The 11691-nt window shown below is 64.7% G+C and carries 10 protein-coding genes and 1 tRNA gene; 6 read left to right on the top strand and 5 right to left on the bottom strand.

Annotation, left to right across the window (positions count from 1 at the left end; translation table 11 throughout):
- Positions 1 to 9 precede the first annotated feature (9 nt).
- Positions 10 to 1062, bottom strand: coding sequence for an integrase core domain-containing protein (locus NZ849_RS07060; protein WP_318773212.1), 1053 nt, complete (start codon positions 1060 to 1062; stop codon positions 10 to 12).
- A gap of 213 nt (positions 1063 to 1275) precedes the next feature.
- Between NZ849_RS07060 and argF the strand changes: the two genes are divergently transcribed.
- From argF to NZ849_RS07035, 5 genes are all read left to right on the top strand, one after another.
- On the top strand, positions 1276 to 2211 hold the full coding sequence (gene argF / locus NZ849_RS07055) for an ornithine carbamoyltransferase (RefSeq protein ID WP_295387746.1): 936 nt from the start codon (positions 1276 to 1278) through the stop codon (positions 2209 to 2211).
- Positions 2212 to 2230: 19 nt separating this feature from the next.
- Entirely contained in the window at positions 2231 to 3193 is a 963-nt protein-coding gene (argC, locus tag NZ849_RS07050) for an N-acetyl-gamma-glutamyl-phosphate reductase (RefSeq protein WP_295387743.1), read from the top strand.
- Positions 3194 to 3506: 313 nt separating this feature from the next.
- Positions 3507 to 4055, top strand: a complete 549-nt coding sequence (gene pyrE / locus NZ849_RS07045; protein ID WP_295387740.1) for an orotate phosphoribosyltransferase — start codon at positions 3507 to 3509, stop codon at positions 4053 to 4055.
- Positions 4056 to 4077: 22 nt separating this feature from the next.
- On the top strand, positions 4078 to 5112 hold the full coding sequence (locus tag NZ849_RS07040) for a stage II sporulation protein M (protein ID WP_295405614.1): 1035 nt from the start codon (positions 4078 to 4080) through the stop codon (positions 5110 to 5112).
- A gap of 20 nt (positions 5113 to 5132) precedes the next feature.
- Positions 5133 to 6164, top strand: coding sequence for an NAD(P)H-dependent glycerol-3-phosphate dehydrogenase (locus tag NZ849_RS07035; RefSeq protein ID WP_295405612.1), 1032 nt, complete (start codon positions 5133 to 5135; stop codon positions 6162 to 6164).
- Positions 6165 to 6180: 16 nt separating this feature from the next.
- Here NZ849_RS07035 and NZ849_RS07030 read toward each other — a convergent pair whose 3' ends face one another.
- The 4 genes from NZ849_RS07030 to NZ849_RS07015 form a co-directional block, all read right to left on the bottom strand.
- A complete protein-coding gene (locus tag NZ849_RS07030; protein ID WP_295405610.1) occupies positions 6181 to 7794 on the bottom strand; it encodes a long-chain fatty acid--CoA ligase in 1614 nt (537 codons plus the stop codon).
- Positions 7795 to 7929: 135 nt separating this feature from the next.
- A complete protein-coding gene (locus tag NZ849_RS07025; RefSeq protein WP_295405609.1) occupies positions 7930 to 8781 on the bottom strand; it encodes an MBL fold metallo-hydrolase in 852 nt (283 codons plus the stop codon).
- A gap of 143 nt (positions 8782 to 8924) precedes the next feature.
- A complete protein-coding gene (locus tag NZ849_RS07020; RefSeq protein ID WP_295387728.1) occupies positions 8925 to 9608 on the bottom strand; it encodes an endonuclease V in 684 nt (227 codons plus the stop codon).
- 113 nt (positions 9609 to 9721) lie between these two features.
- Positions 9722 to 9797 (bottom strand) — tRNA-Arg (locus NZ849_RS07015).
- 63 nt (positions 9798 to 9860) lie between these two features.
- Here NZ849_RS07015 and NZ849_RS07010 point away from each other — a divergent pair.
- A complete protein-coding gene (locus NZ849_RS07010) occupies positions 9861 to 11684 on the top strand; it encodes a peptidylprolyl isomerase (protein WP_295405607.1) in 1824 nt (607 codons plus the stop codon).
- Positions 11685 to 11691 lie beyond the last annotated feature (7 nt).

Genomic DNA, 11691 nt, shown 5'->3' with positions numbered 1-11691 from the left:
TGTAGTCGGTCAACACATTTGAGACTCTGTGGGGACCGCCTCTCCCCGTATTCTAGCCAGGTACTCTAAAGGGGCCAGGCCCCCCAAGGCCCGGTGGGGTCGCCGGCGGTTGTAGTGGTCCAGGTAGGCGTCAAGCTCCCTTTGGAGCTCGGGGATCTGTGAAGGCAACGGCCGTGTGTAGAACTCATCCCTAAAGGTCCGCAGCATCCGCTCCACGTGACCATTGAGCTTGGGGCTCCTCGGAGGAAGAACGAAGAGCTTAACGCCCAAACGTTCACAGACCTCCTCAAAATCGGACATAAACTCGCTGCCCCCATCCACCTGCACCGCACGAATAGGAAAAGGCGCTTGCACCATCAGGCGGGCAAGAAAGCTGGCCGCCAGGTTGGCCGTGGCTCGGGTGTGGACTTCCGCAAGGGAGAAACGGGTGAAGAGGTCCACGGCCGAGAAGTGCTGGATCGTCTCCCCAGGGCCCAGGGTCACGGTGAGGGTATCCACCTGGATAAGGTCGCCAGGGTGACCCACCTCGTATCCCTTGGGCTTCCTTTGCGCATAGGGCCTCCTGGGTCTTCGCCCCCCCTTCCCCCGCCGGGCCCGGGCCAGAAAGGCGGCTACGCTTTCCACGCGGCCGTGTGCTTCCAGGTAGGCCAGGATCCGCCCCACGGTGCGCTCGCTCACCGCAAAGCCCTCCTTCCTTAGGGTCAGCCAAATCGGCCAGCGGCCCCAGGTGGGGTTCTCCTTCCTTAGGGCTTCCACCCGGATCAGCAGATCGGAAGACCAGTAAATCCTCCTCCGCAAGCGCTGAGGACGTCTTGACCGAGGCTTAAGACCGGCAAGGCCCTCTTCCTTGAGGCGTTTCCGCCAGCGGTAATAGGTGGCCCGGCTGATCCCCAAAAGCTCCTGGATCTCGGGCCAGCCCATCCGGTATTTCCTGAGCGCCTCCACCTGTTTGAGCTTCCGTAAGCGCTCCTGAACCGTGGGATCGCCGGCCCCGGCCTCTTGGAGTTCCCGGGCCTTCCGCGCTCCCCGCAAAACCTCTTTGCCAACCGTGGTAAGCTGCATCCGTGGGGACCCCCTCTCTCCTGGAGTGGTCCCCACATTTTTACTCCTCCAGTCTCACATGTGTCTGGCCGGGTTCAGTTCGAGAAGCCGGACTTGGGGTTTAGCGTTCCTTTAGCCTATAGCCCGTCTCCCCCCTCACCTAAAAGGAACCCCCAATCGTATAATCAAACCCCCGGGGTGCTTGTTTATGCATCCACGCTTGGGAGGCATGCCGTGGTAAAACCCCCAAAACCTGTAGCCAAAGGCCGCGACTTCCTTTCCAACCTGGACCTCTCCCCCGCAGAGTACCGCGCCGTGCTGGACACTGCCCACGCCATGAAGCGGGGTGAGTTCAAGGGTCTGAAGCCCCTGGAGGGCCAAACCCTGGCGATGATTTTTGAGAAGCCCTCCTTGCGCACCCGAACGACCTTTGAGGTGGCGATGAACCAGCTCGGCGGGCATGCCATTCACCTGACCAACGCCGAAATTGGCCTAGGCACCCGCGAGCCGGTGCGGGACATCGCCCTCAACCTGGAGCGCTGGGTGGACGCCATCATGGCCCGGGTGTACCTGCACTCCACCCTCGAGGAGCTGGCCCGCTACTCCTCCAAACCGGTCATCAACGGCCTATCCGACCTCCTGCACCCGGTGCAACTTTTGGCCGACTACCAGACCATCGAGGAGCACTTCGGCCAGACCAAGGGGCTGCGGGTAACCTACATCGGCGACGGCAACAACATGGCCAACGCTCACATCCAGTGCGCAGTGCTCTCCGGCGTCAAGCTCACCGTGGCCACGCCAAGGGGCTACGAGCCCAACGCGGTCATCTACATGGAGGCCCTGCGGCTGGGGGCCGATGTGACCCTGACCCACGACCCGGTGGCCGCGGTGGAAGGGGCCCAGGTGCTCTACACCGACGTCTGGGTCTCTATGGGTCAAGAGGCAGAGGCCAGCCAGCGGCGCAAAATCAAGGACTTCGCCGGCTTCCAGGTGACCCCTGAGACCCTGGAGAGGATAGACCCCGACGGAATATTCCTACACTGTCTGCCAGCCCATTACGGCGAGGAGGTGGTGGAGGAGGCCACCCTGCACAGGAAGTCGCGGGTCTTTGACCAGGCTGAGAACCGGCTGCACGCGCAAAAAGCCCTGCTGTACCACCTGCTCGGCTGAGGCCCACCTCGAGGAGGCGATGAGACCAAAGGTTTTCATAGACGGCGAGGCCGGGACCACTGGCCTGCAAATTCGTGCCCGGCTGAAGGATCGCACCGACCTAGAACTCCTCTCCATTGACCCCGCCCGACGCAAGGACGAGGCCGAACGCAAGCGGCTCCTAAACGAGGCCGACGTAGCTATCCTCTGTCTGCACGATGAGCTCTCCAAAGCGGCAATGTCCATGCTGGAAAACCCCAGCACCCGGGTTCTGGACACCAGTTCGGCCCACCGGGTGGCCGAGGGCTGGGTCTACGGCTTTCCCGAACTCACCCCCGAGCAGCCCAAGCGCATACGGGAGGCCCGCTTTGTCGCCAACCCCGGCTGCTACCCCACCGGCGTCATCGCCCTTCTCCGCCCCCTGGTGGACGCCGGCCTCCTCCCAGCCACCTTCCCCATCTCGGTCCACGCCATCTCAGGCTACTCAGGGGGTGGGCGGCAACTCATTGAGGCCATGGAGGGCCGAGGCGAGCACCGCCTGGCCGGCGACTACCGCGCCTATGGCCTGGAACTTGCCCACAAGCACATCCCCGAGATGACCCTCTACGCGCGGCTGGAGCGCCCCCCTATCTTCACCCCTGCGGTGGCCCGCTTCCGGCAGGGAATGCTTGACTTCATCCCGCTGCACCTGTGGGCCCTACCCAAAAGGACCACCGCCGCCGAGCTTCACGAAGCCCTGGTGGAGCGCTACAGGGGCCAGCGCTTCATCCGGGTGATGCCCCTCGAGACCTACGGGGCCCACCATCCGGTTCTCGACCCACAGGCCCTCAACGGCACCAACCTGCTCGAGCTCTTCGTCTTTGAGAACCCAAAGCAGGAGCAGGCCCTTCTGGTGGCTCGTTTTGACAACCTGGGCAAGGGGGCCTCAGGTGCGGCGGTGCAAAACCTGGACATCATGCTGGGCCTAGAGGGCCCTCATACCTACGAGTACTTCGGGGACTAGGGTGCAGACCGCCCCTGTCCGTCCGGCTGGCGCAGGCCGGTGCGGAAGTGGCCCAGCAGGCGGGGCCGGACGCAGAACGCTTCCCAACCGACGCAGAGAGGAAGCCCGCCGCAAGGGGCCTGCCTGCGACCCTGAGGCGGCCGCCGGGCCTCTCCAACGCTGCTTGCTCCCGGTTCGCCCAGCCCACCGTTGGACCCGAACTGGCAGCAAAGCCGAGCCCCCCACCGCCTTGCTGCCCAAGGACCCCAGCCCCGGCCAGACCTGCCCACCCGCAGCGGTGAAGGCCACCTGACCTTCGGGTAGCATGGAGGGCGTGGAGATTCTGGAGCTTTACCGCACAACCGGAGCCCTTTTGGAGGGTCATTTTTTGCTGCGCTCAGGGCGGCATTCGCCGAAATTTCTGCAAAGCGCCACCCTGCTCCAACACCCCCTCTGCGCTGAGGCGGTGGGGCAGGCCCTGGCGAAGCTCTTCGAGGAGCGGGTGGACTTCGTCATTGGACCGGCCATGGGAGGGGTGTTGCTTTCCTTCGTGACCGCCAAAGCCCTGGGCGCACGGGCCCTCTTCGCCGAAAAAGATGGACAGGGAGGGATGCGGATCCGCGAAGGGCTCACCATCCACCCCGGGGAGCGCTTTCTGGCTGTAGAGGACGTGGTTACCACCGGGGGCTCCGTGCAGCAGACCATCCGGGTCGCCGAACGCAAAGGGGGGCGCTGCGTGGGGGTGGGGGCCATCGTGGACCGCAGCGCGGGACGGGCTGAGTTTGGGGTACCCTTCCGGGCACTTCTACAGCTGGATTTTCCCACCTACACCCCGGAGTCCTGTCCCCTCTGCCAAAGGGGCGTACCCTTACGGGAGGTCTAGCCGGACTGGTAGGCTTATGGTGATGCGAAAGGCCGCTCGAGTCCTCCTCCTGTGCCTGCTGGCAGGTTCTGCCCTGGCCCAGTCCAACCTGGAAACCGCCCGCCAAGCTGTGCTGGACTGGCAGGCTGGAAAATACCGGGTAGACCCGGCACAAGCCATCGGCAAGCCCACCGAAGAGGCCATCCGGCTCTTGGAGCGCAGCCTGGCCTTCCCCGACCCACCCCGGGACCTCTCGATAAACCTAGACGAGCCTCTGGAGGAGACCACCCCCCGGGGCAGCGTGGTGGCCTTCCCGGCCACCGCGGGCGGCCGCGGGGGGGAGGTACGGGTTACCCTGCGAGAAGGCCAGGTTACCCGCATCGGCTTTACCCCGGAGGGGGGCTTGTTGCCCCTTTGGCTCAAGAACCCCCTCAGCTGGGCCCTCTTCGTGGCCCTCTCGCTGGGCTGGTTGCTGGCCCTGCGGGGCAACAACCTCCTCTCCCGCAGCTGGGTGGAAGGCTGGGCCCTGGTGCGGCAGCACCGCGGCCTCTACCTGGGCACCAACCTTGGTCTGTACGGGCTTTTCGCCTTAGGAAGCCTGGTGGCCTACGCCAACCCCGGGCTGGTGCGGCTTATGCAGGAGCTTGTCGGGGGAGCCCTGGAGCAAATCGGCCTGGGGGGCGCGCTGGGCGGGGGGGTGCTCAGCCTAGCGGTGGTCATCTTCTACTGGAACCTGGCCAACGGCCTTCTGCTCACCACTGCGGTACCGGCACTTCTTTTGGGAATCCCCGCCCTCCTGTTCAACGCCCTGCGCTACTTCGTGCTGGGCTTTGCCCTAAGCCCGGTGGCGCTACCCACCCTCAACTACCTGCTCCACCTCCCCACCATCGTGATCGAGCTTCAGGCCTACATCCTGGTCACCTTTGGGGGGCTGGTGTTGTTGGTCAAGACCCTGCGGGGCGAGGGCTACCGAGCCGGTTTGCGAGCCCTGGGGCAGACGGCCTACCTGGGGACTTTCTTCCTGCTGGTGGGCGCTTGGTACGAGGCTTTCTCCATCCTGGTGCTCATGCAGCCCTGAGGCTGGGGGACAAGCCGACCATGCCCAATCCCGCACCCCTAACCGAGCTAGAGGCCCAGGCCCAACCCTCCCAAGGCCCTATCGCGGTGCTGGGCGCTGGGGCCTGGGGCACCGCCCTGGCGCTTCTGGCCTCATCCAAGGGCATCCCCGTTTACCTGTGGGCTCGGCGGGCCGAGCATGCTGAAGCCATGCAGGAGGAACGGCAAAACCGGGAGTACCTACCCGGCGCCATCTTCCCCGAACACCTCCACCCCACCGCCGACGCCGAAGAAGCCCTGGCCAAAGCCCAGTTCGCGGTGGTGGCGGTACCTTCCAGGGCTCTTAGGGAAACCCTAAGGGGCCTGCCCAAGGCCTTAGCCTACGTCTCGGCGGTAAAGGGCCTGCTCTTTGCCGAAAATCACCTTCTGCGGATTAGCCAGGTGATCCAGGAGGTCACAGGGGTGGGCCGCCTGGCGGTACTCTCGGGTCCCAACCTGGCTGAGGAGGTGGCCCGCTTTTTGCCAGCAGCCGCCGTAACCGCCTCCCACGACCCCGCCCTGGCCCAGCAGGTGCAGCAGGTCTTCAGTGGACCGAGCTTTCGGGTCTACACCACCCACGACGTGGTGGGGGTGGAGCTGGGTGGCGCGCTCAAAAACGTGATTGCCCTGGCCGCAGGTATGGTGGACGGCCTGGGGCTGGGCGACAACGCCAAGGCAGCCCTTATTACCCGGGGGCTGCGGGAAATCGTCCGGTTCGGGGTGGCCCAAGGGGCCCAGGAGGCAACCTTCATGGGCCTCTCAGGCCTGGGCGACCTGATCGCCACCGCCCACAGCCCCCTATCCCGAAACCGCAGCGCAGGGGAGCAGCTCGTGAAGGGGCGGACCCTGGCCCATCTGGAGACGCAAAAGTCGGTGGTGGAGGGCATTTACACGGTAAAAGCCCTCCACGCCTGGGACCAGGCTACTGGGGCCGACCTGCCCATCACCGAGGCTGTGTACCGGGTGGTCTACCTGGGGGCTGACCCCCTAGGGGAGCTCTCCCGCCTGATGGGGCGTGAGGCCAAACCTGAGTAGACCGGTGCGGGGAGCCTTACCGTGCCCTGACCTTGTAGTCTTTGAAGGTTTCGCGGAGCTTGGACTTCAGGAACTTGCCCGTGCTGGTGCGGGGTATCTCGTCCACAAAAACGTACCCATCGGGAAGCCACCACTTAGCAAAGCGGGGCTCGAGGAAGGCCCTCAGCTCTTCCGGCGTGGCGGTCTGCCCTTCCTTGAGGACCACCACCGCCAGCGGGCGCTCATCCCACTTGGGGTCGGGGATGGCGATGACGGCGGCCTCCTTCACCGCCGGGTGGGCCATCAAGGCGTTCTCCAGGTCAATCGAGCTGATCCACTCGCCCCCCGACTTAATCAGGTCCTTGGTGCGATCGGCGATGCGGATGTAACCCTCGGGGTCGATGGCCACCACGTCTCCGGTGCGAAACCAGCCGTCCTGGGTCCACTTATCGGACTCCGCCTCGAGGTTGTAGTAGCTCCCGGCCACCCAGGGCCCCCGCACCTGCAGCTCCCCCAGTGAGCGCCCGTCCCAGGGCACCTCGCCTTGCTCGCCCACCGCCCGGATTTCCACCCAGGGAGTGGGCAGGCCCTGCTGGGCCCGGTAGCGGTACGCCACCTCAGGGTCGCCCATCAGGTGCCGCTTGAGCCGGCTCACGGTGCCCAGAGGGCTCATCTCGGTCATGCCCCAGGCGTGGAGCACGGTGTGCCCAAGCCGATCAAAGGCCCGGATCATGGCCTCGGGGGCCGCGCTGCCCCCCACTACCAACTCCATGGGTTTCAGTCGCCAGCGGGTGGGCTCCTTCTCCAAGGCCTGCAAAACCCCCAGCCAGACGGTGGGCACCCCAGCGGCCTTGCTCACCTCCTCCGACTCGAACAGGTCCAGCAGGCTCACCGCGTCCAGGTGTGGCCCCGGCAGCACCAGCTTGCAGCCCACCATCACCCCGGTATAGGGCAGGCCCCAGGCCAGCACATGGAACATGGGTACCACCGGCAGGAGCACATCGCGGCTGGAGAGGTTCAGGGCGTCCGGCAGGGCCGAGGCCAGGCTGTGGAGGGCGATGGAGCGGTGGGAGTAGGTTACCCCCTTGGGCTTCCCAGTGGTGCCGGAGGTGTAGCACATCCCGGCGGCCTCCTCCTCACCCAGCTCGGGGTAGAGGAAGTCCTCATCCCCCGTGGCCAGGAAGTCCTCGTAGCTTTCCAAGCCCTCCGGTACCGGCCGCCCCGTGAGGGGCACCACCAGCACCCGCTCAAACTGGACGTGGGGCCGGATGGCCTCGTAAAGCCCCAGCAACACATCGTCAACCATCAGGATTCTGTCCTGGGCGTGATGGGCGATGTAGGCGATATCCGAGGGATGGAGTCGGAGGTTCAGGGGATGCACCACGCCGCCGGCCACCGGAACCCCGAAGTAGGCCTCGAGGTGGGCGTAGGTGTTCCAGGAGAGGGTGGCCACCCGCTCACCCCTCTGCAGGCCAGCTTTTTTCAGGGCCGAGGCCAGCCGGCGGGCCCGGCGGTAGAACTCGGCGTAGGTGTAGCGGTGAAGCGACCCGTCGGGCAGCCGGGTTACGATTTCTTCTTTGGGGAAGAACTTTCCAGCCCGCTCCAGGATGTGCGGAATGGTAAGGGGAAAATTCATCATGGTGGACTGCATGGGCTCCTCCTTTGGTCTTTGCCCATGATTGTACGGGCTGGCCCAAAAGTGCGAAACCCTCCCCTCGAGCCAAGGGAGGATCGCGGGGCCCTACGGGCTCCTCAGGGAAACGCTCCGAGGAGCCCCGACAGGAGCTCAGAAGGTGAAAAACGCCGGCACAAACTCGTAGGCATCGCCCGCTCGGCGCACGTACCCCACCGCCGGCCAGGCAAAGTGGTAGCCCACCACCATAATCCGCTCCGCCGCTGCGGTCTGCCAAAGCCGGGCCCGGGTGGCCACAGCCTGCTGAGGGTTGGCGTCAAACCCCAGGTAGTGATCGGGAAAACGGAAGGAGAGAATATAGTGCCCGCCAGCATCGCCCAGGTGCCACAGCGTCCGGCCGCCCGAACTTACCTGCACTGCCAGGTGCCCCACGGTGTGCCCGGGCGTGTCCACCACCGTAATCCCAGGGGCAATTTCGGCTCCACCACGCACCCGGGTAAAGCGGTTCTGAAGGGCAACCAGGTTAGCTGGAGGGTTGGCCTGAGAGAGCCAGAACTGGAGCTCCGTCTCCCCGATAATGTGCTGGGCGTTTGCAAAGACCGGCTGGCCGTCCCGCACCAGGCCGCCAATGTGGTCGCCGTGGCCGTGGGTGATGAAGACGATGTTAATGTCGGCGGGCCGGAGCCCGGCATTGGCCATGTTGGCCAGAAGCTGCCCAGCCTGGCCCCGACCGGTATCCACCAGCACCTTGACCCGCCCGGTATCGATTACCATGGGGTTGAAATTGTTGATGAACTGGCCGGGGTCCAAGAAGTGCTCCCGCAGGGCAGCGGAAAACTCCGCCTGGCGGCCCGGGTTGGCCCCCCAGTTGGGAAAGGCATTTCCCGGTGCACTTTGACCATCGCTCAGCACGATGAGGGTGTAGTCTCCCAGCCTAAAGCGGTAAAATCCCGCCCCGTTGGGCAAAGAAGGGCTCCCCTGGGCTGCACCGGGTATTGTGGCCATTGCAGCTAACCCGGTAGCCCCTACAAACCTTAGCGCTTCGCGTCTTGAAAACCCTCTCATACGGCCTCCTCGTTTGGCTTCCCCGAACAGCGGCTTGCTGGGAAGACCATAGCAGGAGGAACCCCCACAGAGGCTGGCCTACCTCACACTGGCTCGAGCCGCCGCCGGGCTGCGCCCGCCTCGAGGTGGGCCCTGCGCAAGGGCTCGGGGAGCCGGGTCTTTCCGGGGAGGGCACGGACAAAGGCTAAGGCCTCCTCCATTCCCACCCGATGGCCGGGAGAGATGTAGAGGGGCCGTACCCCCTTGCGGCTGCGGTAAACCCAGCCCACCTGAACCCCGCCCATCATAAGCCGCACGCTTGCACCGGCCTCCATGGGCAGTTCACCCTCTGGATGGCCGCACAGAAGACCCTTGGCTACCCCGATGGCTGGAAGGTCCAGCTGCACCCCCAGATGGGCCGCTATGCCCAGGCCACGTGGATGGGCCACCCCCTGCCCGTCCACAAGGAGGGCCTGGGGAAAACGCGACAGCCGGGCCAAGGCCGCCAGGTAGAGCGGGGCCTCGCGGAAGGACAGAAAGCCGGGCACATAGGGGAAGAGCGCTGCCCCTTGGACCTGGACCGTGGCCACCTCCACGACCCGCGCCGCCTCTAGGTCCCAGAGCACCGCTGCGGCCACCGAGGGACCCCTCCCCGAGAATCGGGGTGGATGGGAGGCATCCAGCGCGGCCAGGTAGCGCACCCCCTGCAGCCCCCCCCAAAGGACCACCCGTTGGGCCAGGGCTTTTTGCAGCGCCGCGGCTTCCCGCAGGTTGAAGGAGGTCCGCATCCAGCCCTTATGCTACAATCGCCACTTGGTGCGAACTCCCTTAACCTTGGTCTTAGCACCTTGGGGTACAAAGGGCTTAGGAAGGTTCGCCGGAGGGGCTAGAAGGAAAAAGATGGCGCACCCGACAGGACTCGAACCTGTGGCCTTTCGCTCCGGAGGCGAACGCTCTATCCACTGAGCTACGGGTGCATCAGCACCAAGAAGGGTAGCACCGAAAGAGGAGGCAGTCAAGTGTTTGGAATCAGCAAGAGGGTGGTTGGGGTTGTCTTTGGCGTTCTAGCCCTGGCCTTCGTGGTGGGTTCGATCCTGCTCTTCACTCCCCAAGGCCAGCGCAACCCCCAAGGGAAAACTGTGCTGACCGTAAACGGGCGCGCGGTCAGCGAGCTCGAGCTGGCCCGGGCCCGGCAAAGCGATCCTTTTCTGAGCACCAATCCCCAGGGGCTGCTGAAGAACCTGCTGGAGATAGACTTCGCCAACCGCTTCGTTACCACCACCGCGCTCCTGCAAGACACCGCCCGCATCCGGGTCTCCGGCGGGGAGCTCAAAAAAGAGCTGGACAGCATCAGGGAGCGCTTCGGGCTCCAGAGGAAGGAGGACTACGACCGCTTCCTAACCCAGGTAGGCTACACGGACTCCCAGCTCAGAGGCGAACTGCGCGACCAGATTCGCATCAACAAGCGGGTAGAGGAAATCCAGAAGAAAGCTGAGCCCACCGAAGAGGAGATGCGGCTCTACTTCGAGTTGAACCGGGAGCGGTACAGGAACGAGGAGCGGGTGCTGGCCCGCCAGATTGTGCTGGACGACAAGGCCACCGCGGAAAAGGTCTATGCCCAAGCCACAGCCCCAGGGGCCGACTTTGCAGCCCTCGCCAAGGCCCACTCCAAGCTCAACGCCGAGCAGGGCGGGGCGCTGGGGGCTGAGGCTGGCAAGAGCGAGCCGGGTCCGGTAACCCGGGTGGTCTTTCCCAACGCAGTGGCTGAGGCGGTTTTCAAGCTTCGCGACGGCCAGGTCACCAAGCCTATTGAGGCCGGGGGACGCTTCTACATCGTGAAGGTAGAGAAGTACCTGCCCGCCAGCGACGCAACCTTTGAAGAGGTCAAGGACCGCGTCCGGGAAGACGCCAAGCAGGTCAAGGCGAGGGGGGCACTGGAGGCCTACCTGGAGCAGCTGCGGGCCAAGGCCAACGTGAAGGTGGCTGAGGGGACCGAATTCCGCTACGAAAACCCGGTGGTGGCCAAGGTAAACGAGGCCGAGATCCACCTTGCCGATGTGACCCAGCAAGCTTTCGCCAACCCTCAAACCCTCCAACTTCTCCAGCAGGGGCTAGGCGAGATCGTCGTTGGCTTCTTCCTGGCCCAAAGCCTAGAACAGCTCATCCAACGCGAGGTCATCGTGCAGGCAGCCAAGGAACTGGGCCAGCCCTTCTTCGGTGCCAAAACGGACATCGCCACCCAGGCCCAGCAGTGGAAAACCCGAGAGATTGCTGTCACCGACGCTGAGGTGCGCAAATACTACGACTCCAACCCAGCCAGATTCACCATACCCGCCTCGGCCCGGGTGCAAGCGGTGAGCTTCAAGAAGGAGGATCGGGCCAAGGCCGAAGCCTTCCGGGCTGCGGCCCTCAAGGGCGGCAAGCTCGAGGACCTGGTCAAAGCCAACGGGGGCACCCTGCAAGACTACGGAACGGCCAACCCCAACACCCTGCCCCCGGTCCCAAACCGGCTGGTCTTCCTAACCCGGGGTAGCTTCCCCAAGGGCCCCTTGGGCGAGGTGAGCGAGGTGGTCAAGCTAGAAGATGGCAGCTTTCAGGTGCTCATCGTAAACGACCGCAAGGCCGAGGTTCTACGTCCCTTCGAGGAAGTCAAGGAGGAAGCCCGGCAGATGTTGCTGGCCACGCGCCGAGCTGAGGCCGCCCAGAAGTGGGTGGAAGAGCGCCTCAAGGCGGCCAAGGTGGAGAACAACCTGCAAAAGGTGCTGGCCACCCTTACCCCAAAGGAGGAGCCCAAGAGGGAAGAGAGCGGCTCGGGCTCGAGCGCGCCGCAGGGGCAGCCCAACCAGGGCCCTTCCAACCGCTAAGGCCTGG

The sequence above is a fragment of the Meiothermus sp. genome, assembly GCF_025060375.1.
Classification (GTDB): domain Bacteria; phylum Deinococcota; class Deinococci; order Deinococcales; family Thermaceae; genus Meiothermus.
Note: the sequence above shows the minus strand (reverse complement) of the source record. Positions and strands in the feature narration are given on the sequence as shown.

Excerpts from the sequence above, each read along its gene's own strand:
- NZ849_RS07060 (WP_318773212.1), bottom strand. The coding sequence starts at position 1,062 with ATGCAGCTTACCACGGTTGGCAAAGAGGTTTTGCGGGGAGCGCGGAAG.
- argC (WP_295387743.1), top strand. The coding sequence starts at position 2,231 with ATGAGACCAAAGGTTTTCATAGACGGCGAGGCCGGGACCACTGGCCTG.
- NZ849_RS07040 (WP_295405614.1), top strand. The coding sequence starts at position 4,078 with ATGCGAAAGGCCGCTCGAGTCCTCCTCCTGTGCCTGCTGGCAGGTTCT.
- NZ849_RS07035 (WP_295405612.1), top strand. The coding sequence starts at position 5,133 with ATGCCCAATCCCGCACCCCTAACCGAGCTAGAGGCCCAGGCCCAACCC.
- NZ849_RS07030 (WP_295405610.1), bottom strand. The coding sequence starts at position 7,794 with ATGCAGTCCACCATGATGAATTTTCCCCTTACCATTCCGCACATCCTG.
- NZ849_RS07025 (WP_295405609.1), bottom strand. The coding sequence starts at position 8,781 with ATGGCCACAATACCCGGTGCAGCCCAGGGGAGCCCTTCTTTGCCCAAC.
- NZ849_RS07020 (WP_295387728.1), bottom strand. The coding sequence starts at position 9,608 with ATGCGGACCTCCTTCAACCTGCGGGAAGCCGCGGCGCTGCAAAAAGCC.